This is a genomic window from Arthrobacter celericrescens (assembly GCF_003614925.1).
GTDB classification, from domain to species: Bacteria; Actinomycetota; Actinomycetes; order Actinomycetales; family Micrococcaceae; genus Arthrobacter; species Arthrobacter celericrescens.
In genome coordinates this window covers 14,669-37,264 of the sequence record NZ_QYLP01000082.1, presented here as the reverse complement: position 1 = coordinate 37,264, position 22,596 = coordinate 14,669, and the positions used below count along the sequence as shown (strand labels likewise).

Annotated in this window: 20 protein-coding genes and 1 pseudogene; 12 read left to right on the top strand and 9 right to left on the bottom strand. The window is 68.1% G+C overall.

Features of this window, described 5'->3' with window-relative positions; all coding sequences use genetic code 11:
* Positions 1–373, top strand: a pseudogene (locus D3654_RS14215) (nitrite reductase (NAD(P)H)); the annotation flags it as partial.
* A gap of 87 nt (positions 374–460) precedes the next feature.
* On the opposite strand, the gene D3654_RS14210 reads toward D3654_RS14215, so the two are convergent.
* Positions 461–895, bottom strand: a complete 435-nt coding sequence (locus D3654_RS14210) for an Hsp20/alpha crystallin family protein (protein ID WP_120522138.1) — start codon at positions 893–895, stop codon at positions 461–463.
* 185 nt (positions 896–1,080) lie between these two features.
* On the opposite strand from D3654_RS14210, the gene D3654_RS14205 reads away from it, so the two are divergent.
* On the top strand, positions 1,081–1,677 hold the full coding sequence (locus tag D3654_RS14205) for a dihydrofolate reductase family protein (RefSeq protein WP_120522137.1): 597 nt from the start codon (positions 1,081–1,083) through the stop codon (positions 1,675–1,677).
* A gap of 15 nt (positions 1,678–1,692) precedes the next feature.
* Here the strand turns inward: D3654_RS14205 and D3654_RS14200 are convergent, their stop codons facing one another.
* From D3654_RS14200 to D3654_RS14190, 3 genes are all read right to left on the bottom strand, one after another.
* The gene (locus D3654_RS14200) at positions 1,693–2,322 is read right to left on the bottom strand and encodes a dihydrofolate reductase family protein (RefSeq protein WP_120522136.1); all 630 of its coding nucleotides are present in this window, start codon (positions 2,320–2,322) and stop codon (positions 1,693–1,695) included.
* A 92-nt stretch (positions 2,323–2,414) separates the two neighbouring features.
* On the bottom strand, positions 2,415–3,806 hold the full coding sequence (locus D3654_RS14195) for an MFS transporter (RefSeq protein ID WP_120522135.1): 1,392 nt from the start codon (positions 3,804–3,806) through the stop codon (positions 2,415–2,417).
* A 63-nt stretch (positions 3,807–3,869) separates the two neighbouring features.
* A complete protein-coding gene (locus D3654_RS14190; protein ID WP_120522134.1) occupies positions 3,870–8,801 on the bottom strand; it encodes an NAD-glutamate dehydrogenase in 4,932 nt (1,643 codons plus the stop codon).
* Positions 8,802–8,973: 172 nt separating this feature from the next.
* On the opposite strand from D3654_RS14190, the gene D3654_RS14185 reads away from it, so the two are divergent.
* From D3654_RS14185 to D3654_RS14175, 3 genes are all read left to right on the top strand, one after another.
* On the top strand, positions 8,974–10,440 hold the full coding sequence (locus tag D3654_RS14185) for an FAD-dependent monooxygenase (RefSeq protein WP_120522133.1): 1,467 nt from the start codon (positions 8,974–8,976) through the stop codon (positions 10,438–10,440).
* Positions 10,441–10,507: 67 nt separating this feature from the next.
* Positions 10,508–11,845, top strand: a complete 1,338-nt coding sequence (locus D3654_RS14180; protein WP_205571814.1) for an MFS transporter — start codon at positions 10,508–10,510, stop codon at positions 11,843–11,845.
* Positions 11,846–11,881: 36 nt separating this feature from the next.
* Positions 11,882–12,268 (top strand): VOC family protein, encoded by a 387-nt coding sequence (locus D3654_RS14175; protein WP_120522132.1) that lies wholly within the window; start codon positions 11,882–11,884, stop codon positions 12,266–12,268.
* Here the strand turns inward: D3654_RS14175 and D3654_RS14170 are convergent.
* On the bottom strand, positions 12,265–14,418 hold the full coding sequence (locus D3654_RS14170; protein WP_120522131.1) for an amylo-alpha-1,6-glucosidase: 2,154 nt from the start codon (positions 14,416–14,418) through the stop codon (positions 12,265–12,267). The two genes, D3654_RS14175 and D3654_RS14170, sit on opposite strands and share 4 nt — an antisense overlap.
* A 179-nt stretch (positions 14,419–14,597) precedes the next feature.
* On the opposite strand from D3654_RS14170, the gene D3654_RS14165 reads away from it, so the two are divergent.
* Genes D3654_RS14165 through D3654_RS14145 form a run of 5 tightly spaced genes read left to right on the top strand, consistent with a single transcriptional unit; the run spans position 14,598 to position 17,312 of the window.
* Complete coding sequence (locus tag D3654_RS14165; RefSeq protein WP_120522130.1) at positions 14,598–15,068, top strand: pyridoxamine 5'-phosphate oxidase family protein; 471 nt, start codon at positions 14,598–14,600, stop codon at positions 15,066–15,068.
* 49 nt (positions 15,069–15,117) lie between these two features.
* Positions 15,118–15,579 carry a pyridoxamine 5'-phosphate oxidase family protein gene (locus D3654_RS14160; protein ID WP_120522129.1) on the top strand — a complete coding sequence of 154 codons (462 nt, stop codon included), beginning with the start codon at positions 15,118–15,120 and terminating at the stop codon, positions 15,577–15,579.
* Between the two features lie 40 nt (positions 15,580–15,619).
* Positions 15,620–15,940 carry a DUF3040 domain-containing protein gene (locus tag D3654_RS14155; RefSeq protein ID WP_120522128.1) on the top strand — a complete coding sequence of 107 codons (321 nt, stop codon included), beginning with the start codon at positions 15,620–15,622 and terminating at the stop codon, positions 15,938–15,940.
* A 41-nt stretch (positions 15,941–15,981) separates the two neighbouring features.
* The gene (locus D3654_RS14150) at positions 15,982–16,422 is read left to right on the top strand and encodes a universal stress protein (RefSeq protein ID WP_120522127.1); all 441 of its coding nucleotides are present in this window, start codon (positions 15,982–15,984) and stop codon (positions 16,420–16,422) included.
* Between the two features lie 5 nt (positions 16,423–16,427).
* A complete protein-coding gene (locus D3654_RS14145) occupies positions 16,428–17,312 on the top strand; it encodes a universal stress protein (RefSeq protein WP_120522126.1) in 885 nt (294 codons plus the stop codon).
* Here D3654_RS14145 and D3654_RS14140 read toward each other — a convergent pair.
* The gene (locus D3654_RS14140) at positions 17,287–18,153 is read right to left on the bottom strand and encodes a universal stress protein (RefSeq protein ID WP_120522125.1); all 867 of its coding nucleotides are present in this window, start codon (positions 18,151–18,153) and stop codon (positions 17,287–17,289) included. The genes D3654_RS14145 and D3654_RS14140 overlap by 26 nt on opposite strands.
* Before the next feature lie 183 nt (positions 18,154–18,336).
* A complete protein-coding gene (locus D3654_RS14135; protein WP_120522124.1) occupies positions 18,337–18,699 on the bottom strand; it encodes an SPW repeat domain-containing protein in 363 nt (120 codons plus the stop codon).
* A gap of 308 nt (positions 18,700–19,007) precedes the next feature.
* Here D3654_RS14135 and D3654_RS14130 point away from each other — a divergent pair, with 308 nt between their 5' ends.
* Positions 19,008–19,694, top strand: coding sequence for a response regulator (locus tag D3654_RS14130; RefSeq protein WP_120522123.1), 687 nt, complete (start codon positions 19,008–19,010; stop codon positions 19,692–19,694).
* Between the two features lie 9 nt (positions 19,695–19,703).
* On the opposite strand, the gene D3654_RS14125 is transcribed toward D3654_RS14130, so the two are convergent.
* Positions 19,704–21,479 carry a GAF domain-containing sensor histidine kinase gene (locus D3654_RS14125; protein ID WP_245413243.1) on the bottom strand — a complete coding sequence of 592 codons (1,776 nt, stop codon included), beginning with the start codon at positions 21,477–21,479 and terminating at the stop codon, positions 19,704–19,706.
* A 121-nt stretch (positions 21,480–21,600) separates the two neighbouring features.
* Between D3654_RS14125 and D3654_RS14120 the strand changes: the two genes are divergently transcribed.
* Positions 21,601–22,074 (top strand): pyridoxamine 5'-phosphate oxidase family protein, encoded by a 474-nt coding sequence (locus D3654_RS14120; RefSeq protein ID WP_120522121.1) that lies wholly within the window; start codon positions 21,601–21,603, stop codon positions 22,072–22,074.
* A gap of 66 nt (positions 22,075–22,140) precedes the next feature.
* On the opposite strand, the gene D3654_RS14115 is transcribed toward D3654_RS14120, so the two are convergent.
* On the bottom strand, positions 22,141–22,563 hold the full coding sequence (locus D3654_RS14115) for a pyridoxamine 5'-phosphate oxidase family protein (RefSeq protein ID WP_120522120.1): 423 nt from the start codon (positions 22,561–22,563) through the stop codon (positions 22,141–22,143).
* Positions 22,564–22,596 lie beyond the last annotated feature (33 nt).

Below are 22,596 nucleotides of genomic sequence, written 5' to 3'. Positions count from 1 at the left end.
GTACATCGACCGCTACTTCATGTACTACATCCGCACCGCCGACCGCCTCCAGCGCACCGCACGCTGGCAGGAAGAACTCGACGGCGGACTGGACCACGTCCGCCAGGTGGTCGTCGAGGATTCCCTCGGGATCGCCGAAGAGCTTGAGGCGGCGATGGCGAAGCACATCGGAACGTACCAGGACGAGTGGGCCGAAACCCTGAAGGACCCGGAGCGCCTGCGCCGCTTCCGCTCCTTCGTCAACGCCCCCGACCAGAAGGACGACTCCATCGCGTTCGTGCCCGAGCGCGGCCAGATCCGCCCCGCCACCAACGAGGAAAAGGGCAAGCTGCTCATCGGCGCCACGATCCCGGTCCGCGGCGACGGCGACTAGTTCCGCACCGCAGCCGCTACACACTGGGACACCCCGGCCGGACGGCCGGGGTGTCCCAGTGCGGAGAAGCGATTCAGTGCGGGGTGTCTAGTCGCGGGAGATCCGGATCTTGCGCTTCGTTGCCTCAGCCTCGCCCTCCGGCAGGGGCACCCTCACTTCGAGGATGCCGTCCTTGTAGCTGGCGCTGATGTCTTCTTCCTTGACTCCCTTCGGCAGCGGAATGCTGCGGAACAGGGAGCCGTAGCGGAATTCCGAACGGTAGCTGCCGTCCTCCTTCCGCTCGCTCATTTCCCTGCGCTCGGCCCGGATCTGCAGTTGGCCTTCCGTCACGGAAATGTCCACGTCGTTGTCCGGGTCCACACCGGGCAGTTCGGCGCGCACCGTCAGGACGTTGTCCCTGGTTTCCTCTTCCACGCGGATCATGGACCGCGGGTTTTCCCCTTCGAAGAGCCTGCGGAACGGCTCCGTGAAATCCATTGGATTGCGGCGGTCGAACGGCTGCCACCTTGGTGCCTCATTCATGGTTTTGCTCTTTCTGACTTTGCGGATCCCCCTATCCACTTAACACGCCTGCGGCGCCCGCCGGTAGGGGCAATCCCGTACCGGGGAAGCACGAGCCATTGCGCAGCTTCTCTTCCCGCCGATGGACAGTACCGTTAGGGTAACGCTGACGTGCATTCGACGGACCCGTCCCTGGGGAGGAATTCATGAGCAAGGTCACCTGCGATCTCACCGTTTCCCTCGACGGCTACCTGGCCGGCCCGAACCAGACTCCTTCCGAGCCCTTGGGCGAGGGCGGGGAAAACCTGCACCGCTGGATGTTCGAGGAACCCGATGCCAATGCCGAAGCAATCAAGGGCATCCTCTCCTCGCAGGCGTACATCATGGGCCGCAACATGTTCGCCGGGCCCGGAGCCGGCCCGTGGGCCCCGGATTGGCGCGGCTGGTGGGGCGAGGAACCGCCTTACCACGCCCCGGTGTTCGTACTCACGCACCACCCGCGGCCGCCGCTGGAGATGGACGGCGGAACCACCTTCAACTTCGTGGCCGACGGGATCGAGTCCGCCCTGGCCCAGGCGCGCGAAGCCGCCGACGGCGGGGACATCGCCGTCGCGGGCGGCGCGGAGACGGCCCGGCAGTTCCTGTCAGCGGGCCTCATCGACGAGCTGCGGCTGCATATCTCCCCGCTCATCCTCGGCGGAGGCAGCCGGCTGCTGGACGGCGTCGGGGACCTTTCGCTCGAACCGATCGAGGTGGGCGGCACGGGGCTGGTAACCCACATCCGCTACCGGGTGCGCCACTAACGCGGAAGAAGCTCCTCAGGCCGGGCCGCCCGGCGGACCATCGAGGACCGTCGGAACGTACTCGAGCAACTGGAGCCTGCCATCGAAAGTCCGGCTGCCCACCATCTCGAGCGCAACATCCGGGTAGCCGTCGTAGATCCGTTCCCGCCCGGTCTTGCCGGTGATCACGGGGAACACCACCAGCCTGAACCGGTCCACGAGTCCTGCCTTCAGCAGGGAGCGGGCGAGGCTGAGGCTCCCGAGGGTGGTCAGTGGCCCTTTCCCGTCCTGTTTCATCTGCCGCACGGCCTCGACGGCGTCGCCACTGACCAGCTCCGAATTCGGCCAGCTCAGGGGCGCTTTGAGCGTGGAGGAGAAGATGACTTTCGGTACCGCGTCAAGGCCGGTGAGCGCGGCGCCCTCGTCCGCCGAGAATCCGGAGCCCTCGTCCGTGGCTTCCTGGGACATGCTGGACATCACCCGGTACGTGTTGGCCCCCATCAGGAAGGTGTAGCCCTTTTCGCCTTCCTCCCCCAGCCAGGCGAGGTATTCGGGGCCTTCCAGTCCCCACCACCCGGGCCAGCCTTCGGCGGAGGCGTAGCCGTCCAGGGAAATGATCAGGTCCACCATCAGGGACGCTGCGGGGTCGGTGGTGGTTTCTCCCATGACAGTCTCCTCGCTATGCTCGACGCCGGTGCGGGGCAATGCTAACCCCGGTCATGGTGGGCTACAAGGGCGCGCTACAAGGACGGCGCCGCTCACCCGTGGGAAGGAAGGTCCGTGGTCTCCGCGGCTTGCTCTTCGGCGGCCGCACCGGCGTAGGACGCCGAAACCCGGCGGTAGGCGGGGGTCAGGAAAGCCAGCAGGGCCGTGAGGATCATGATGACGCCGGCGACGAGGAAGACCAGGGCAATGCCGCGGGAGGTGCCCTCGCCCAGCAGCGGCGCCAGCTGGGCGGCTCCTTCTTCGGACCGCGCGTAGGGGATGATCCAGAACTGGGCGATCGGTGCGATAAGGAACGCCGTGACCGGGGCTGCCGCAGATTCGACCGCCATCGCGAAGCCGAACACCCGGCCTTGCCGGCTCAGCGGCACCACCTGCTGGATGACTGTTTGCTCGGCGGCCTCCACCACGGGCACCAGGACCAGGTAGAGCCAGATCCCGGCGACGTACAGCCAGGCCCATTCGCGCAGGGTGAACACCGCCCCGAGAATCCCCATCAGGATCACGGCGAACAGCATCGAACGCAACGGGTTCTTCCCCAGGCCGAACTTGCCGACGAGTGCGCCGCCCACGATGAACCCGGTGGAACCAAGCGCGAAGAACGTCCCCCACAGTTCCACCGGGAACATCTCCAAGCCGTAGGGATCCATCAGGGCCATATAGACGCCGCCGATGAAGTTGTTGAACGTGGAGAAGAGAATCAGAGCGAACAAGCCGGCGATGGCCAGCACGGCCGCGATGGAGCCCCGCAGGTCGAACGCGCCGTGGGCGTCCGTCGTGGCAACACGGGTTTCCTCGGGCATCCGCAGCACAAGCAGATGGGCGAAGGCGAGCGCAGTGAGCACCACCGCGACAACAACAGTCCACCCCATGCCAAGCAGGCCCACCGAGAGCCCGGAAAGGACCGACGTTACAATGAACGCCAGGCCCTGGACCATGCCCACCATGCCGTTGGCGTTCGCCCGCTTGTCCGGTTCGATGAGGATCGTGACAGTGGTGGACAGGGCCACGTTGCGCATGTTCTCCACGACGGCGCCGACGAGGATGACGAGGGTGAAAATCCAAAACCACGGCTGGGTCAGGTCCAACAGACGGGCGGTCGGTGTCAGCAGGAACATTCCCCCGGCCAGCAGGAACATCACCAAGGTGAAGATGGCCGCGAAACGCATCACTGCCAGCTTCCGGTAGCGGTCCACGAACGTGCCGAAGCTGATGCTGGAAAGGGCAATCAACAGCATGTACGCCCCGCCGATCACACCGGTGGCGATCACGTTCCGCGTCTCCAGGTAGACCCAGAACGTGAGGGCGAACCACAGATAGCTCGTCGTGATGTTCGCCAGGGCCGTGTTGACCAGGATCCCGGCAAAGGTCCGGGAACGCTGTGCCGGACTGCGCGACGACGTGACGAGGCCTTCCTGCTCAGTCATGGGTTCGAGTCTAGTGACAAGTCGCCGGCTTCTGAAGGAACAAATGTGGCCCGGAAGCTCTGCCTACCGCTGCGCCAGCGTCCGCAGGAGCTTCAGTGCCACGGCGATCGAGGCGATGTCCACCTGTCCCGGGGCGATGACTTCGGCAAAGGTGCTCTTGATCCGGCGCAACTGCTCCTCGCGGCCCCGCTCCCACTCTTCGATGCGTTCCATCGCCGATGCTCCGGAGGTCCCGCCGGCCCGGGTGGTCCGCATGACGGAGGTGGTGATTTCGACGACCGCCGAGTACGCGTCATCCCGGAGCGAGGCGCGGGCCAGGGCCTGCCAGCGGGTGTCCCTGGGCAGGTCGGTGATGCGCAGGAGCAGCGTTCCCACGCCGAACGCGTGGATCACCGTGTGGTACATGTCCGCGACCGAGGTGAGCGGTTCGTCCACGTGCTCGGACACGAGGGAGATGTCCAGCAGCGAGAAACTCTCCAGCAGGTCGGAGGCGCGCCGTCCCAGCTCCGGGGGCATCCCGACGTCGTTCCAGTGCGCCAGGCGGGCTTTGGCACGCTCAAGGTCCGAGCCCCGCAGGAACTCGGTGGTCCGGGTGCGAAGGAGGTCCAGGGCGGGCATGATCCTGCCCATGGCCGCTGCCACGGGCTGGTCGCGGTGGTCGTGCGTGACGTACCAGCGGGTTGCCCGGTCCAGGAGCCTGCGCATCGGCCGGGCCACTTCGACGGCGTGTTCGCTCGGAATCTCCGGCGGCAGGCCGGCCACGGTGTCCAAGAACCACCGCAGCTCGTAGGCCTCGCGGACCACGATGAAAGCCCTGGCCAGGGCTGATGCGGCGACCGTGGTTTCCTCCATGGCGCGGAACGCGAAGGTGATCCCGCCAAGGTTGATCATGTCGTTGGCAACCACGGTGCAGATGATCTGCCGGCGCAGGGGGTGGCCGTCGAGTTCAGCGCCGAAGCGACCTGACAGTTGCCGGGGAAAGTAGCCGCGGAGGACGCGGGTGAACCACGGGTCGTCGGCGAGGTCGCCTGCCACTAGTTCCCTGGCCAGTTCGATCTTCGCGTAGGCGGCGAGGACCGAGAGTTCAGGTGCGGTCAGCCCGGCGCCGGCGGCCACCCGGTCATGGAGCTGGTCCGCGTCCGGCAGGCCCTCCAGGCCGCGGTCCAGGCCGGCGGTGCTTTCCAGCCAGTCCATGATCCGTTCGAAGCCCGGCGCCGATTCAAGCGCCAGGTGCCGGTCGTTGAAGAGGAGCACGTTCTGGTCCGCGTTGTTGGCCAGCACCAGCCGGGCCACCTCGCCGGTCATGGACTGCAGGAAGCCTGTCCGCTCGTCCGCGGCCATCCGCCCGGCCGCGATCATGCGGTCGAGGAAGATCTTGATGTTGACCTCATGGTCGGAGCAGTCGACGCCGGCGGAATTGTCGATCGCGTCGGTGTTGAGCAGGACGCCGGCGAGGGCCGCCTCCACCCGCCCGTGCTGGGTGACGCCCAGGTTCCCGCCCTCGGCCAGGACCCGCGCCCGCACCTCCCTGCCGTTGATCCGGATGGCGTCGTTCGCCTTGTCCCCCACTTCGCTGTGGCTCTCGGCAGAGGCCTTGATGTAGGTGCCGATGCCGCCGTTGTAGAGGAGGTCGACCGGTGCCCGGAGGATGGCCTGCAGGAGCGCCTGGGGTGTGAGGGATTCGACGCCGGGATCCAGGCCCAGGACGTCCCGGACCTGCGCGGTGGTGTCGATCGTTTTCGCCTGGCGGGAGTATACCCCGCCGCCGGCACTGATCAGCGAGGGGTCGTAGTCCGCCCAGGACGAACGCGGCAGCCCGAAGAGCCGCTTGCGTTCCTCGAAGGACACCGCGGCGTCGGGGGCCGGATCGAGGAAGATGTGCCTGTGGTCGAACGCGGCCACCAGCCGGAGGTGCGGCGAGAGCAGCATGCCGTTGCCGAACACGTCGCCGCTCATGTCCCCGATGCCGACGGCGGTGAAGTCGTCGGCCTGCGGGTCGATGCCCAGATCGCTGAAGTGGTGCTTCACGGACTCCCAGGCCCCGCGCGCCGTGATGCCCATCTGCTTGTGGTCGTACCCGATGGATCCGCCCGACGCGAAGGCGTCGTTCAGCCAGAAACCATAGTCGGAGGCCAGGGCGTTGGCCGCGTCGGAGAACGTCGCGGTTCCCTTGTCGGCGGCGACCACCAGGTAGTAGTCGTCGCCGTCGTGGCGTTCCACGCCGTCCGGCGGCACCACTGCCTCGCCGTCGGGCGTGACCACCAGGTTGTCAGTCAGGTCCAGCAGGCCACGGACGAAGATGCGGTAGCACTCCAGGCCCTCGGCGAGCCACGCTTCCCGGTCCTGTGCCGGGTCGGGCAGGAGCTTCGGGTAGAAGCCGCCCTTGGCGCCCGCCGGCACGATCACCGAGTTCTTCACGTTCTGGGCCTTCACCAGGCCGAGCACTTCGGTCCGGAAATCCTCGCGCCGGTCCGACCAGCGCAGGCCGCCCCTGGCCAGGGCGCCGAAGCGCAGGTGCACCCCTTCGACCCGCGGCGAATACACCCAGATCTCGTATTCGGGCCGGGGCAGCGGAGCCATCGCGATCGAGGCGGGGTTGACCTTGAAGCTCAGGTGTCCCTTGCCGAGGAAGTAGTTGGTCCGCAGCGTTGCATCCACCAGGTCCATGAACGTACGCAGCAGCCGGTCCGCGTCCAGGACCGGAATCCCGTCGATCGCCGCGAGCAGCTCCAGCCGGGCCCTCCCCGTGGTTTCCGCGCGCAGATGCCCCGCCAGTCCGGGGTCGAACTTGGCCCGGAACAGGTCCAGGAGGGCATTGGTCGCACGCGGATTGGCCACCAGGGTGTCGGCGATGAAGTCGTAGGAGTTGGTGGTCCCCAGTTGCTGCAGGTACTTCGCGTAGCTGCGCAGCACTGCGGCTTCGCGCCAGCCCACGCGTTCCCGGATCACCAGGGCGTCGAGCCTGTCGGACTCCATGTCGCCACGCATGGCGGCCACGAAGGCGTCGGCAAGCAACCCGCTGGTGGCCTCCGGGTCGACGCCGGCCGGATACTTCACGCCGAGCTCGTACAGGAACAGCTCCGGCCCGCCCGCCGGGTGCAGCTCGTACGGCCGCTGGTCCATCACCTCCAGGCCGAGGTTGTGCAGGAAAGGCAGGATCTGGGTGAGGCTCCGGGGTTTGGTCAGGTAAAGGCGGATCCGTGCTCCGCCGGCAGTTCCGCCGTCAGGCGCTGCAGCGCCGTCCCCGGAGGCGGGGGCCGCATCGCCGACGGGGGCTGCGGCGCCGGAATGGACGGTGAGCAGCGGATCGCCGAGGGGACGCCCGCCGGCGCCGTCGAGGTTGAAGGACCCGAAGGTGACGATGTCCCCGACGGCGGATTCCGGTTCGTAGTCGGCACGGTAATTTGCAGGGAACGCGTCGAGCCACCGCCCGGACAGGCGGGCCGCCTCCGCCGCCGGGAAGCGTTCGCGGAGCGCTTCCTCGAGGCCGTCCGGCCACGGCCGCACGGCCGAAATGAGCCTCCGTTCCAGCGCGAGGGACTGCTCGCCGGCGGTCCCGGCGGCCTGGACATCCGCCCGGTCATCGGAGAGGTGCAGGCGGAAGAACACGAAGGCCATCGGCGAGCCGGTCAGGCGGACGTCGAACTCGATCGAGTCCGCCTTGAAGGCCCGCCGGAGTTCCCGTTCCATGAGCAGCCGGACGGCGGTGCTGTACCGGCGGCGCGGGAAGATGACTGTCGCGGACACAAAGCGGCCGGAGCGGTCCGGCCGGAGGAAGACCCTCGGCTTCTGCCGCACTTCGGCGCGGAGGATGTCGCCGGTGAGCCGGGTGAGGTCGTCGGCCCCGATGCGGAACAGTTCGTCGCGCGGGAAGCTCTCCAGGATGGCGAGGGTGTCCTCGGCCGGGTGCGAGCGAGGAGAGGATCCGAGGCTTCCGCAGACGGCCAGCACTTTGTCCCGGATCACCGGGATCCTCAGTACCGAGTGATGCGCCGCACCCGCGGTGAACATCCCGGCGAAGCGCCGTTCACCGCGGGCGCCGCCGTCCCCGTCATACAGGACCAGGCGCAGCTCGTCGAGGTACGCCTGGCGCAGGACAGTGGACTTCAGCTCCGACGTTGCCATCCGAAACGCCTCCCCCTCGGCGTCCAACGGAACCGGCGGCAGCGCCTCGGCGCCCGGGCCCCGGCGGGGTTCCCTCAGCAGCCCCAGACCGGAACCCTGCCGGGGCGTGGGCGTGCCGGGGCCGCCCGCCGTCGTCGGCTCCAGTTCGTCATAGCCGAGGAACACGAAGTTGCCGTCGCCGAGCCAGCGGAGCAGCTCGCCCGCCTGATCCGCCGGCGGTTCGGCTCCGGCCGGAGCAACCGCCAGGGAGGCGACGGCGGCATCCAGCTGTGCGTGGATGGCGCCGCTGTCCGCGGCGACGGTCCGCACGTCGTCCAGCACCGCGTGCAGCCTCCTGACCAGCTCCCTGGCCACGGCGGCGTCGGTGAGCACGCCGATTTCGGCGGCGATCCACACCTCCTCCAGGGCTCCGGCCCCGCGGTCCCCGTTCAGAAAGCTGCTGTTCAGGACACTGCCGCTAAGGACGCCGTCCGGGGACGGGCCGGTCCAGGCTTCGAGGAGTTCGTGGGTCACCGGGTCGCGAAGCACGTGGAAGCGGGGGTGCACCAGCAGGCGGATCGACACCTCGTCCCGGGTCAGCTCGGCCGTGACGGACTGGACCAGGTACGGGAGGTCCTCGGCGACCACCGCCATGATGCTCGCGTCCAGTTCGTTAAGGATCCCGACGGCGGCCCGGCCGGGTTCACGTGCGGACGCCAGCGTGAGGTGGTGGCCCGCCCAGGCGTGGAGGGTGTCGGCGCCGTAGCCTTGCAGTTCGTCCGGCGAGAGCTGCGCGAAGTAGCCGGCCAGGAAGGCATCGGTCACCCGGGGCGGCGCTGTTTTCCCTGGCGCCGGGTTCCCTTGCTCCGCGGGTGATGGAACGTCAGGCATGCCACGGCACCTCCGCTGCGGGTATCCAACGCGATGCCGGCAGCACCGCAGCCCTCCCGCTTCCCTCCATGATGGCGTGCTGCCCGGACAAAAACCACAGGAACGGGGCTTGCGGGAAGGCCCCCTGCCTGCTTGATACTGGCCATCGGACGCGGAAGGGGCGTGGTCAGGGATGCACGACGTGGTGATCGTCGGGAGCGGGCCGACGGGCTTGATGCTGGCTGGCGAGTTGCGGCTGGCCGGCGTGGACCCGGTGGTCCTCGAACGGCGCGGATCGCAGGAGTTGGCTGGCAGGCGCGGCGGCGGAATCCACGCCCGGACCATTGAGCTGCTCGACCAGCGCGGCATCGCCGGGCGGTTCCTCGACGAGGGCACGACCATTGCCGCCGCCACCTTCGGCAGCACCGCCCTTCCGCTGGGCAGTCTGCCGACCCGGCATCCCTACACGCTGGCGCTGTTCCAGAACCACATCGAGCGGCTGCTGCTCGAATGGGTCGAGGAACTGGGGGTGCGGATCCGGCGGGGCGTGGAGGTCACCGGCGTCGAGGCCGACGACGGCGGCGTGGACGTTGTGCTCGGCTCCGGCGAATCGCTGCGGGCCAGGTACGTGGTGGGCGCCGACGGCGGGCGGAGCATGGTGCGGCGGGCCGCAGGCATCGGCTTCGTGGGTCCGGACGCGACGCGCAGCAGCCTGATCGCCGAGGTGCAGGTGACCGGGGAGCTGACCCAACCCGGGAAGATCGACGAGCGCGGGGTCCACGGCTTGCATGCGCTGGGCGACGGCATGGTGCGCGTGGTGGTGACAGAGGCGGTGCTGGGCCCGAACACGGAGCCCACCCTGGATGACCTGCGGCGGGGGCTGGTCGAGGTGTTCGGCACGGACTTCGGCGTCCACAGCCCCACGTGGTTGTCCCGCTTCACGGATGCCACCCGGCAGGCGGAGTCCTACCGGAAGGGCCGGGTGCTGCTGGCCGGGGACGCGGCACACGTTCACTCGCCCACGGGCGGGCTCGGCATCGGCCTGGGGCTGCAGGACGCCGTCAACCTCGGCTGGAAGCTGGGCCAGGTGGTGCGGGGCGTCTCCGGCGAGGAACTCCTCGACACGTACCACGCCGAACGGCACCCCGCCGGCGCCCGGGCGCTAAAGTACACCATGGCGCAGTCGCTGTTCCAGAAGGCCGATCCGCGGCAGGAAGCGCTGCGGGACCTGCTGGACGAGGTGCTGGGCGTGGACGGCGCGGGCCCGCTGGTGGCCGCCCTGGTCACCGGGCTCGACGTCGCCTACAGCCCGGGCTCGAATGACTCCGGAAGCGGGCACCCGCTGCTTGGACGCCGGATGCCGGACCTCGACGTCGTCGTTCCCAATGGGACCGTGCGGGTATTCGAACTGCTTCACCCGGCCAGGCCGGTGCTGCTCGAGCTCGGCGGGCCGCCCCTGGACCTCGGCGCCTGGGCCGCACGGGTCCGGCACGTCGCGGCAAACTACGACGGCGCGTGGGAGCTGCCGGCGCTGGGGAACGTTCCCTCACCCACCGCCGTCCTCGTGCGTCCCGACGGCTATGTGGCGTGGGTCGGCGAAGGGTCGGCCGAGGGGCTCACCGAAGCGCTGGGCACCTGGTTCGGCGCGGCGGACGCGTAGCCTGCCGCGCAGCCCTTCCTCCCTCCGCCGCTTGGGGCCATCATGGAGGGAGGAAGAGGCTCGTCCAATGTCACAAAGATCGCGCATCACCGGGGATTCGGCAGCGACGTCGGCATTCAAACGGCGCTTCATGCAAAGGTTGGTCTTCGTCCTCGCGGGCGGCATGTTCCTGGACGGGTACATCCTCGGGATCGTCGGCCCGGTCACGGGAAGCCTGACCGAGGACCTCAACCTCTCGACACTGTGGGAAGGCTTGATCGCGGCCGCCCCGTTGTTCGGCATCTTCTTCGGCTCCCCCGCTGGCGGCTGGGCTGCCGACAAGTTCGGCCGCAAGCCCCTGTTCATGGTGGACATGGGCCTGTTCGTCGTTGCATCGGGCCTGCAGTTCTTCGTCGACTCGGCGGAACTGCTCTTCGTGGTCCGGCTGATGATGGGCGTAGCCATCGGCATGGAGTACTCGGTGGGTTGGCCGCTGATGTCCGAATTCGCCCCGGCCGAGCTGCGCGGGCGGCTGTTGGGCTTGACCCTGATCGCCTGGTACACCGGGTTCATGGTCGCGTTCGCGCTCGGTTATTGGCTGGCCCACTCGACCACACTTGGCTGGCGCGTGATCCTCGGCACGAGCACGCTGCTTGCGGTGGTTCTGTTCGTGGCCCGGTTCGGCCTTCCCGAGTCGCCCCGGTGGCTATGGAACCAGGGCCGCAAGGACGAGGCCATGGCAGTCGCCCACCGGTACATGGAACACGCTGCCGAAATGTCCGACGTCGAGCATGAAGACACCGAGAAAGGCACCTTCGGGATGCTGTTCTCCCGGCGTTATTGGCGGGCGACGCTCTTCGTTTCGATGTTCTGGTTCTGCGCCGTGGCACCCTATTTCGCCATCGCCACCTTCGCGGACAGCGTGCTCGGGCAGTACGGTCTCGGTGGCGGACTCGCCGGCGGCGTGGGCCTCTCGGCCGTCGCCCTGACGGCAGTGATCCTCACCGTCCTGCTGATCGACAAGGTCGGCCGGCGCGTGCTGACCGTGCCGCCGCAGTGGATCTGCACCGTTCTCCTCGCCGTCATCGGCCTGTGGGCCGGTGCTCCGCCCGCCGCCGTGCTGGCCCTGTTCCTCGCGTTCTCCTTCTTCAACGCTATGGTCGGCACCCTCACCGGGGTGTACCCCGGCGAGGTCTTCCCCACGGAGGTCCGCTGCGTGGGCACGGGCTTCGCGGCCGCCGTCAGCCGCGTCGGTGCCGGGCTGGGCACCTTCCTGCTGCCTTGGGCGATGGTCAACCTCGGCCCGGCGACATCGATGCTGATCGCCGCCGGCATCGCCTTCGTCGGCGCCGCGCTGTCCCAGTGGCTGGCCCCCGAAACGAAAGGCAAGAGCCTCACCGAAGCGGCGTCCGGGTTCTCGCACTAGCTGGACGCTCCGCCACCCCTTGAAAGGAATCCGGCCATGACAGACCCCGCTCAGTACGCCAGCGTCCGGTACCTCGTCGACGACGTCCAGGCGGCCATCGACTTCTACACCACGCACCTCGGCTTCACCCTCAACACCAACGCCGCTCCCGCCTTCGCCGATGTCGTCCGCGGCCCGCTGCGGCTCCTGCTGTCCGGCCCGGCCAGCTCCGGCGCCCGCGCCACGCAAGGCGATGCCGCAGCGCCCGGGCACAACCGCATCCACCTGATCGTCGACGACCTCGACGCCGAGATCGGCCGGCTCCGCGGCGCGGGACTGGCCTTCCGAAGTGACGTGGTTGCCGGCCCTGGCGGGCGCCAGATCCTGCTCGCCGACCCCGCCGGAAACCTCATCGAACTGTTCCAGCCGGGCGCCCCGGGCTAACCCCGGTCCCCGAGCCCGGCCTGGTCCATCAGTTCCGTCAGCCACGGCCGGTGCTCCCGGTGAAAGGCGATTCCCTCGGGCAGCCCTTGCACGGTAGGTTCCGAAGCCGTGATGTCGATCGTGATCCGGCCGCTTCCCATGGGCGCGTTGGTGATGTGCAGGTCCCCGTACGACTCAGGCAGCGCCGGGTCCATCCAGAAGCCGCCGCGGGAAATGTGGGCGTCGTACCTCATCAGGCTGGTAATCAGCATGATCGGCGTGGTGGCCGCCCAGGCCTGCGGGGAGCACGCCGTCGGATACGGCACGGGCTCGGCTACCTCGTCCCGGCTGAATCCGCAGAAAAGTTCCGGAAGCCGGCCGTCGGTGTATTCGGCAGCCTCGAAGAGGGCCGTGGCGATGCGCTGTGCCTCCTTCACGAAGCCGTAGCGCAGCAGGCCGACGGCGATGACCGCGTTGTCATGGGGCCAGACCGATCCGTTGTGGTAACTGGCGGGGTTGTAGGCACCCATGTCGCTCGCCAGGGTCCGCACGCCCCAGCCGGAGAACATTTCCGGGGACATCAGGCGTTCAGCCACTGACGGAATCTTGTCTTCGTCGACGATGCCGTGCCACAGGCACTGGCCCATGTTGGACGCGCAAGCGTCCACCTGCCGCTTCTTGCCGTCCAAAGCGATCGCGTAATACCCGCGGTCAGGCATCCAGAACGCTTCATTGAACCGCTTCTTCAACTCTGCCGCTTCGGCGGTGAGTTGCGCCGCCAAAGGCGCGTCTCCGCCGTCGTACGCCATCCATGCGCGGGACAAAAGCGCCGAGTACACCAGTGCCTGGACCTCACAGAGCGCGATCGGCGGTTCTGCCAAGCGGCCGTCCGCGAAATTGATCCCGTCCCAGGAATCCTTCCATCCCTGGTTGATGAGGCCCTGGTCGTTGAGTCGCTCGTACTCGACGAAGCCGTCGCCGTCCTTGTCCCCATGGTTCCGAACCCAATCCAGGGCGCGGTCGGCGTGTGGCAGCAGCGCGGTGATGGTGTCCTTCGCAAAACCCCACCGGCTGACTGAACCGAGGGTCATCACGAACTGCGGGGTGGCGTCGACGCTTCCGTAGTAGACGGACTTGCCGCCGAGCGAGAGCCCGCTGGAGACACCGAGCCTGACCTCATGCAGGATCTTTCCGGGCTCTTCCTCGCTCATGGGATCCACCACTCTTCCTTGCCGGTCCGCCAGGGTCTGCAGGGTGCCCAAGGCCAGGGACGGGTCCACCGGCAGTGCCATTTCCGATGCCCAGAGCGAGTCCCTGCCGAAGAGGGTCATGAACCATGGAGCGCCCGCGGCCACGACCACCCGTTCCGGGTGGGCGGGGTCCTCGATGCGGAGCGCGCCCAGGTCGTCATAGCTGCGCCGGAGCGTGCGTTCAATGGACCGGTTGCCCATGTGCAGTTTCGGAATCTTCGCCACCCATTCCTGCCGGCGGCGGTCGCTCGGGGATGCCTCGCCGCCGGCCTGCCGTACGAACGACGCCGGTGCGGTGCCGCCGGAGGCGGGCACCACGCTCAGCCGGGTGCTCCAGCGACCGCGCGGCGGGACGGCCACCCGGTAGTGCAGGGCCTCCGCCGTGACGTCGGCACCGCTGGCCCTGACGACGACGCCCTTCCGGACGTCCTCCCAGGCGCCCCTGATGGCCAGCGAGTCGCCGTCGGCCTCCCGGGATTCCTCCCAGCGCCGCTGGACCCGGGCTTCCTTGACCTCGAAGAGGTCCGCGAAGTCCGCTTCGACGTTGAGGGTGATCTCGCATTCGGCTTCCTCCGTGGAGTAGTTCCGGATGGTGACCTCCTCGAGGATCCCGGCGCCGACTTCGCGGACACGCTCCACGATCAGGGGACTGTCCGCGTACCCGTCCGAACGCGGCACGCGGCCAATGAACAGGGCCCGGTAGGGTTCGGTGGTCGAGGCGGTCAGGGATTCCAGGGCCTGGCCGTTGACCAGCAGGTTCCAGCGCGACAGGATGCGGGTGTCGTCATGGAAGACGCCGTGCGGATGCTCCGGCTGGATGTCCCCGTTCGCCTGGGAGATGCAGAAGGACGAACCCTCCACCAACGTCACGGTCCCCGGACCCACCGGGCCCGCTGCCGTGTCCGCATTCCATCCAGCCATCCCAGCCTCCTTCGCGGCGCCTGAACGCCTGTGTGCACGAGAGCCCTGTTGGATAGACGCTACGCCTGTGCCCCGCCCGGCAACAGGCACCCCGTGGGGGGCACACAGCTCGACGGCGGTCCCCGTCTTGGGACTTTGTGCCCTGTCCGGACGCACTGGAGCCATCCTAGGATCGCCTCATGGTTGACAAGAACGTAGTGCCGGAAGCGGAAGAACTCGATACCGAAGAATGCTGGAGGCTACTTCGGGAAACCGGGGTTGGGCGGCTGGGGGTCATTGTCGATGGCCGGCCCGACGTCTTCCCGGTGAACTACAAGGTGGAAGACACCACCCTGGTGTTCCTCACCGGAACGGGGACCAAGACCCGGGCACTTGACGACGACGGTGCCGTCGTCCTGGAAGCCGACGCCGTCAGTGCCGAATTCGGCATGGCATGGAGCGTCGTCGTCAAAGGCAAAGCCGAGCGCACCGATTCAACCAAGCAGTCTCTCGGTTCCCTGAGCAAGTCGCTGTTTCCGTGGCAGGGGGCCGGCCAGGAGCAACTGTTCCGCATCGTGCCCGATTTCGTGACCGGCCGCCGGTTCACCGTCACTCCGGGGATGCGGTGGCGGGTCGGCATGGATGACGCGACCCGCGCAGGAATGGAATAGGACCCGGACAACCTTCAGACCAGCTTCGCGAACGTTAGGACCTGAGCCCATGGGCGACATGACGAAAGTCGGCAAGATCGATTTCGAGGAATGCTATGACCTGCTCGGCACAGGAGTGGTCGGCAGGCTCGCGGTCATCGTGGACGGCCACCCCGAAATCTTCCCGGTGAACTACGTGCTCGAGCGCAGGAGCATCGTGTTCCGCACCGCAACCGGGAAGAAGCTGTGGGAGTCCCGGAAGGAACTGCCCGCCGCCTTCGAGATCGATGGCTACGACCCCGCCACCGAGGAAGCCTGGAGCGTCATGGTGCGCGGCGGCACGTCCATGATCGATGACCCGGATGAACAAGCGGCCGCAGACACCCTTGGCCTGGAACCGTGGCAGCCCGGGCCGAAAACCCATTATGTGCGGCTCTCTCCGACGGTGCTGACGGGACGAAAGTTCAAAGTCAGCGCCCCGGACGTGTGGGCCACCCGGCTCAACGACGCGCGCCGGACGTCCTTCGAGTAACCGGCCGCGTCCGGCCACCTTGCCCGACGAGGAGGAAGCAATGGCCCTCACGGAATACGAAAGGCACCAGTTGGAACTGCTCGCAGAGCAGCTCTCGCAGGAAGACCCCCGGCTGGCCGCCAGGCTCTGCGCCCCGGCGGTCGACGCCGCGCGTCCCGCCCGCAGGGTGGCAGGCGCCTTCACCCTGCTTGTCGGGTGCTTTGTCCTCATAGCGGGCATCGCCACGCAATTGACGGCGCTGGGCACCTTGGGATTCGCCATCATGGCCACCGGGGCCTACCTCCTCTTCGCCCATACCCGCCTGGCGCTCCGGCTGCCCCGCGCCGCAGCTCCCCCGCCCCGGCGGGAGCCACCCGAGTAGGGCGCCCGAAGCAATCACCGGCCAAGACACCTGGAGGAACAATGGAGAACCCATCCGGCAGCCGGATCGTGGTAGGCGTGGACGGCTCGGACGCCTCCATCGAAGCGCTCCGCCAAGCCCGGAAACTGGCATCGGCGCTCGGCGCCACGGTCGAGGCTTCCGCCTTCTGGGACCCTCCCCATGTGCCCGCCAGCTATGAAGCGGTGGGCATCGGGCGGTTCGAGGAGGCCGCGGACAACATCCTCGGCGAATCCATCGCCAAGGCGTTCGGGCCCCAGCGGCCGGACAACGTCGTGCCCCGGCTGGTCCGCGGCCATCCGAGGAACATGCTCATCGAGGCCAGCAAGGACGCGGACATGATCGTCGTGGGCAGGCGTGGCCACGGGGGTTTCGGCGGTCTCCTCCTCGGGTCCGTCAGTTCGGCCCTGGTGGCCCATGCCCACTGCCCCGTGCTCGTGGTCCACGCCCCGGAAGGGGACTGAGTCCCGTGAGCCATATCGTTGTCGGTTTCGACGGCTCCACGGCGGCAGCCGCCGCGGTCCGCTGGGCCGCGCGCCAGGCCGCCCTGCGGAACACCGGGCTCACCGTGGTGCACTGTTCCATGTGGCCGGCGTTCACCCACGACCTCGGCCCGGTGCCGGGAATCGCGGACAGCGGACTGCGGCACGCCGCCGAAGCCGTCGCGGCGGAAGGGGCCGCCGTCGCCCGGGACGAATCCCCCGGCGTCGCCGTCAGCACTGTCGTGAAGTACGGCTGGTCTGCCGGGCTGTTGCGGGAGGCCTCCGACGGCGCCGCCCTGCTGGTTGTCGGCAGCCGCGGAATCGGCGGATTCATGGGCCTCCTCATCGGTTCGGTGAGCCTTGAGCTGGCCGCTACCGCGGACTGCCCCGTTGCGGTCATCCGCCAGGAGGCGCGCACTGCCGGGCCCGTCGTCGTCGGGGTCGACGCCGGGCACGCCGGGACCGCGCAGGCCGACGCCTGGCAATGGGAGGACGCAGTCCGCCAGGCCGGGATCCTCGCGACGCTCACCGAAGCGCCGCTGCGCATCGTGTCCGTGCAGTCCAGGCACAGCGGCCGGCACGGCCCGGCAGCGGCGGGTCCCCAACGGCCGGAGGAAGTGCTCGACGACGTCGAACGCACCGCCCGCCGCTGGTTCCCGGCGCTCGAGGTCCGGAGCCAAATGCTCACGGGGAACTCGGCTGCCGGCACGCTGCTGGAGGCGTCCCGCGACGCCGCCGCGATCGTCGTGGGGACCCACGGCCGCGGTGTCGTCAAGGGCAGCATCGGCTCAACCGCGCACGCCGTGCTCCACCACGCTTCCTGTCCTGTGTTGGTTGTCCGGCCCGTTACTGCCCAGGCTTCACCCGGCTGACCCGGGTGATGATCGTAGGACACGGCAGCTGGGCGAGCACCGCATGCGCGGTCGACCCCATCAGCAGCCGCTTGAATGCTCCCTTGCCCCGGCTGCCCAGGACCAGCAGGCTGGCGTCACGGGCGGCCTGGACAAGCGCCTTCGCCGGGTTGGTATCGACCACGAGAATCTGGCGGACGGTGAGGTCGGGGTAGCTTTCGGCGAGGCCGGCCGCGGTCTCCGCCAAAATGACCCGCTCTTCTTCCGCGGCACGGTCTGCGAGGTCGCTTCCGGGCTTCCCGTTGGGAACGCGGAACATCGGGCTTCCGAAGGCGTGCAGGATGGTCAGTTCCTGTCCTTCGCGGTCCGCTTCCGCTGCGGCGAACGCGACGGCCTGGGTCGCTTCTTCGGAGCCGTCCGCACCGACCAGGATGCCCTGCCGCCCGCCGTCGTCGGCCTTCGCTCCGATGACCGCCACCGGGCAGAGCGCGACGGCGGCAATCTGCAGGGCGCGGTCCGTGACCGCTCCGCCGAACCAGGACTCCCCGGAGCCGACAACCACCATCGACGCCTTCCGCGACTGCTTCCGCAGCACGTAGCCGGTGCTTCCGGACACCTGTTTGACGCTGAGGTCCACGGACGGATCCGCCTCAATGGCCCGCGCCTTCGCCTTCTCCAGCAGCTCTGTCCCGGCCTTCTTGATCTCGTCGATGAACGAATAGCTCTCGTAGGACCAGCGGTCATCCAGCGCATGGACCAGAACTACCGGCAGCTTCAACGCCGCCGCCCTGCGCATCGCCCAGGCAACGGCTGCCAGGCTGGCTTCGGTATCGTTGACGCCTACGACAATCGGATTCTTCATGGTGTTTCCCGTTCTTCATCAAAGGATTCCGTGGGACGGCCACCGGATTCAAACGAGGTACCTGGAGCCGGTGACCGTGTCTGTTGCTCCGAGGAAGCGCAACGTGGCGTGGTTTCTGTCAGGCATGCCGGCCTCCCGGTCGTGGCCCGGGGTGTCCCGCGGCGGCGGGACACCCCGCGTACTTTAGTGGGCTGTTGTCATGTGGTGGTGACGGTATTCTTCGGTGCTCGGCCTGATCGCCAGTGCGGTGACGATCAGGGCGACGGCGCCGGGAATCCAGGCACTCCACGCAACTCCGGCTGCGGAGGCGAAGCCTCCCAACCATGGGGCAAACAGCAGCACGATGGCGATCACGGCCTGCGCCCACTCGGCAGCCGGCAGCCCGGGCCAAGCGAGGTTGGTGGCGCCGGCGATGACCAGCAGCGCACCCAGGATGACCAGGAACGCCATCGACGCTCCGGACTGCGTGGTCCACAACGGGGACAGCGCCGCGTAGGCGCCGGCAGCAACGACTGTCCAGTCCTGCCAGCGTGTCCATTTCTTCATTTGATTCAGACTCCTTCTGTGTTCTCTGTTGGGGTTCCCGCCGGGTCCTCCCTTGGCGGGGTCGGCGTTCCTTGCCGGTTCTCCCCAGGGACCACAAGGACGGGGCAATGAGGCAGGGCGATGGGCATGGGCCTACTCCTCTACTCCAAGCGTGGGCAGAAAAAGCGCGCCGGAACAGTGCCAAAGGTCACGGGTGCAGGGTAGGTCCTTCGGCCCTTGTTAGGACTCTCCCGGGCGGGAAAGAATGGCAAGGCCGGAGAGGATAAGCCGGCTCAAGGCAGCAGTTGCTGCGCCGGGACAGGAGAACCATGGACAGTCAGCCAAGTACGATGCGGGAGCCCGGCGAACCGATCCGTGTGTTCATCCTCGACGACCACGAACTGGTCCGCAGGGGCCTCCAGGAACTCCTTGAGGGTGAGGGATTCGTGGTGGTCGGGATGTCCGGCTCCGCCGAGGAAGCGGCCCGCCGCATCCCGGCGCTGCGCCCCGACGTTTCGGTCCTCGACGCGAGGCTGCCCGACGGCACCGGCATCGAGGTGTGCCGGGATGTGCGGTCGGTGGATCCTTCCCTGGTGTGCCTCATCCTGACTAGCTACGACGACGAACAGGCCCTCCGGGGTGCCGTCCTGGCCGGGGCGGCCGGCTATGTCCTGAAGGAGATCGGCGGCACGGACCTGCTGGGCGCGCTCCGCCGGGCGGCCCGTGGCGAGTCATTGTTCGACGCCGCGGTGAAGGCCAGGATCGTCGAAGGCCTCACGGAACCCCAGCGCGTGGATCCGCTGGTGGCCACCCTGACCCCGCAGGAGCGCAGGGTACTGGAACTGGTGGGGCAGGGCCTCACCAACCGGCAGATCGGGGAGCAGATGGTCCTGGCCGAAAAGACTGTCAAGAACTATGTGTCGTCGATGCTTGCCAAGCTGGGCTTCGAGCGGCGCACCCAGGCCGCGGTGTTCATCGCCCACGGAACCGCGGGCGGTTCGGCCCGGAGTCGCTAGGGCTTCGGTTCACGGAGCGGGGACGGTCCATTCGATCAGGGTTCCCGACTCCGGCGTGCTGCTCACCGTGAAGGTCCCGTGGAGTTCGCGCGCCCGCCGCTCCATGTTGGCGAGCCCGTTTCCCCGAACGGGATCGCTGAAACCGCATCCGTCGTCCTGCACGGCCAGGCGCAGCCGGCCGTTGTCGGCGGCGACGGAGACGCTGATCGACCCGGCCCCGGAGTGGCGCACGGCGTTGCTCAGCGCCTCGGAAATGACGGCCATCAGGTTCACCACGGTGTCGTCGTCGAGCACTGCATCCACGGCGCCCGTCAGGGCGAGGCGGGGCGCAAACGGGAGGGAACCCGTCGCGGCGCGGACGGCCTGCAGGATGCGGCTGCTCAGGAGCTCGCGTTCCCCCGAGCCGGCGCGCAGCGAGTAGATGGTGTCGCGCAGATCCCTGATCGTTTCATCGAGTTCGGCGGTCACGGCATCGATCCTCGACAGTGCAGCTCCGTCAGCGGTGAACCGGCGGAGGCTCTGGATGCTCAGCCCCGCTGCGAACAGCCGCTGGATGACCACGTCGTGCAGGTCCCGAGCAATCCGGTCCCTGTCCGTGAAGAGGACGAGCTGCTCCCTCAGGCGATGGACCCGGTCCAGTTCAAGCGCCAGGACAACATGCGAACCGAAGACGGCGCCCATCTCCACGTCCGTCGCCGGGAACTGCCCCGTGCCCCGCTCCCTCACCAGGACCAGGAGCCCGTGGTGGGCGCCATGGGCGCTGAGGTCGATGGCCAGGAGCTTGCCCAGGTCCAAGGCGTCGGCCGCCTCGCCCAGCACGGTATGTGCCTCGTCTACAACCGCGGGCGGGCCGCCGGCCGCCACCTCCTTGACGGCGTCGCAGTCCAGGGCCAGCAGTTTTCCGGAGAAGTGCCCGGACTGCTCCCCTGAGGCCCCCATGACCTTGTAGGAGCCGGTCCCCTCGACGGGGATCAGGATCAGGGAGAGAAGGGCGCCGGATTCGCGCAGGGCACGGTCGGCTATCAGGTCCAGGCCCCAGTCGCCCTCCTCGAGGGACCGGCCGCGCCCCAAGGGCTGCACCCGTTCCAGGGCTTGCCCGCGTTCCAAAGCGGTCTCGCCGCCGAGCATCCGCCCGGTCACGTCCATGCAGGCTTCCAGCCAGGAGGCCCGGCGCCGGGCGTCCTCGTAGAGCCGGGCGTTCTCGATCGCGACGCCCGCCGCGGCCGCGAGCGCGACGGCGAGGTCCTCATCTTCCGGGGTGAAGTCCTGGCCGTCCTCCTTTTCCGTGAGGTAGAGGTTGCCGAAGACGACGTCGCGGACACGGACCGGGACGCCGAGGAAGGACTTCATCGGCGGATGGTTAGCCGGGAAACCGTACGACTTCGGGTGCTCCCGCAAATCGTGCAGCCGCAACGGGGCCGGTTCGTTGATCAACAGGCCCAGCACGCCGTGTCCGGTGGGGCGCGGGCCGATCCTGCGGGCAAGCTCGTCGTCGATGCCGACAGTGACGAAGTGGCTCAAGGCGTTGCCCTCGCCGATGACTCCCAGGGCGCCGTAACGGGCTTTCACGAGACGGCAGGCGGAGGTCACAACCCGGTCCAGCACTGCTTCCAGGCTGAGGTCCTCGGCAACCGCCACCACCGCTTCCAGCAGTCCGCGCATGTGCTCCTGCGCGTGGAGCAGTTCGCCGGCCTTGGCCAGGAATTCCGTGAGCAGTTCCTCGATCCGGATCCCCGCTGCCGGGGAGTGTTCGGCCCGTTCCGGGTCCGGTTTAGACGTGTTCAATCGGCCCCCTCCATGCGCTCCGTTGCCAGCGTACCCGGCCCCTGCCAGCGCTTCCAGTTCCCGGACGGGCTTGGGCCTTTGTGCCCTGTTGCCCCCGTGGACCGGGGCGTACGGTCGGCCCATGACGAGCAAACAACCGCCGGTTTCCGGTGTCGAAGTCCTTTCCCCTGAGCAATGCTGGGACCTTCTCCGCGGGGTGTCCGTGGGTCGACTGGCCGTCTGGGTGGACGACCACCCGGATATCTTCCCCGTCAACTACAAGGTGGACCACGGGACGCTGGTCTTCCGCACCGCAGAGGGCACCAAGCTCCATGCGGCACTCGAGGGCGGCCCGGTGGCGTTGGAAGCCGACGGCGTCGACGCGGATTCCGGTATCGCCTGGAGCGTGGTGGTGAAGGGCGGAGCCGCCGGCGTGACGCTGACCCAGGAGCTCCTGGACACCGTGGGGCTCCTGCTGTTTCCGTGGCAGGCGGGCCGGAAGGACGCGTTCGTAAGGATCGTCCCGACGTCGGTCACCGGCCGCCGCTTCAAGGTCACCCCGCCGCTGACCTGGTGGAGTCCGCTGGACGACGCGACAAGGGCCAGCCTGGAATAAGCCGAAGGGCGCGGAAAGCCGAAGGGCGCGGGAAGTCCCGCGCCCTTCGGCTGTGGATTCCGGGCGCTAGTACCTCTCGGGTTCCTCGCCGAGCTCGAAGTGGCGGCCGTGGATGCGTTCCGGCGTGATCTCCACATAGGTGTACTTGCGTGTGGGGATCCACGGCTTGAGCGGGAGCTTGTCCAGCCTGTCGATTTCCGCCTGCGACTCGACCACCCGGGCGGTTCCGGTCACCACCACGCTCCAGGCTTCGGCGTCGCTGACTTCGTCCACCTCGAAGGCGACGTTCGCATTGACGGTGAGTTCGGCCAGTTTCGTGCCGGGGTTCGTCCGCATCAGCAGGACGCCTTCGTCCGCCACATAGTTGATCGGATAGATATCGGGCTTGCCGAGCACCGAAACAGCGAGCCGGCCGTGACCGCACCGGTTCAACACGCTCCACGACTGCTGTTCGTCCAGGACCGTTCCGGGCCGTTCGTCAGTTTCCATGGTGTTCCTCCTGGCTGTTCGGCGGTGCCCCGC

Excerpts from the sequence above, each read along its gene's own strand:
- D3654_RS14140 (WP_120522125.1), bottom strand. The coding sequence starts at position 18,153 with ATGAAGAATCCGATTGTCGTAGGCGTCAACGATACCGAAGCCAGCCTG.
- D3654_RS14180 (WP_205571814.1), top strand. The coding sequence starts at position 10,508 with ATGTCACAAAGATCGCGCATCACCGGGGATTCGGCAGCGACGTCGGCA.
- D3654_RS14195 (WP_120522135.1), bottom strand. The coding sequence starts at position 3,806 with ATGACTGAGCAGGAAGGCCTCGTCACGTCGTCGCGCAGTCCGGCACAG.
- D3654_RS14185 (WP_120522133.1), top strand. The coding sequence starts at position 8,974 with ATGCACGACGTGGTGATCGTCGGGAGCGGGCCGACGGGCTTGATGCTG.
- D3654_RS14200 (WP_120522136.1), bottom strand. The coding sequence starts at position 2,322 with ATGGGAGAAACCACCACCGACCCCGCAGCGTCCCTGATGGTGGACCTG.
- D3654_RS14205 (WP_120522137.1), top strand. The coding sequence starts at position 1,081 with ATGAGCAAGGTCACCTGCGATCTCACCGTTTCCCTCGACGGCTACCTG.
- D3654_RS14165 (WP_120522130.1), top strand. The coding sequence starts at position 14,598 with ATGGTTGACAAGAACGTAGTGCCGGAAGCGGAAGAACTCGATACCGAA.
- D3654_RS14190 (WP_120522134.1), bottom strand. The coding sequence starts at position 8,801 with ATGCCTGACGTTCCATCACCCGCGGAGCAAGGGAACCCGGCGCCAGGG.
- D3654_RS14210 (WP_120522138.1), bottom strand. The coding sequence starts at position 895 with ATGAATGAGGCACCAAGGTGGCAGCCGTTCGACCGCCGCAATCCAATG.
- D3654_RS14120 (WP_120522121.1), top strand. The coding sequence starts at position 21,601 with ATGACGAGCAAACAACCGCCGGTTTCCGGTGTCGAAGTCCTTTCCCCT.
- D3654_RS14130 (WP_120522123.1), top strand. The coding sequence starts at position 19,008 with ATGGACAGTCAGCCAAGTACGATGCGGGAGCCCGGCGAACCGATCCGT.
- D3654_RS14170 (WP_120522131.1), bottom strand. The coding sequence starts at position 14,418 with ATGGCTGGATGGAATGCGGACACGGCAGCGGGCCCGGTGGGTCCGGGG.
- D3654_RS14175 (WP_120522132.1), top strand. The coding sequence starts at position 11,882 with ATGACAGACCCCGCTCAGTACGCCAGCGTCCGGTACCTCGTCGACGAC.
- D3654_RS14115 (WP_120522120.1), bottom strand. The coding sequence starts at position 22,563 with ATGGAAACTGACGAACGGCCCGGAACGGTCCTGGACGAACAGCAGTCG.
- D3654_RS14135 (WP_120522124.1), bottom strand. The coding sequence starts at position 18,699 with ATGAAGAAATGGACACGCTGGCAGGACTGGACAGTCGTTGCTGCCGGC.
- D3654_RS14155 (WP_120522128.1), top strand. The coding sequence starts at position 15,620 with ATGGCCCTCACGGAATACGAAAGGCACCAGTTGGAACTGCTCGCAGAG.
- D3654_RS14160 (WP_120522129.1), top strand. The coding sequence starts at position 15,118 with ATGGGCGACATGACGAAAGTCGGCAAGATCGATTTCGAGGAATGCTAT.
- D3654_RS14150 (WP_120522127.1), top strand. The coding sequence starts at position 15,982 with ATGGAGAACCCATCCGGCAGCCGGATCGTGGTAGGCGTGGACGGCTCG.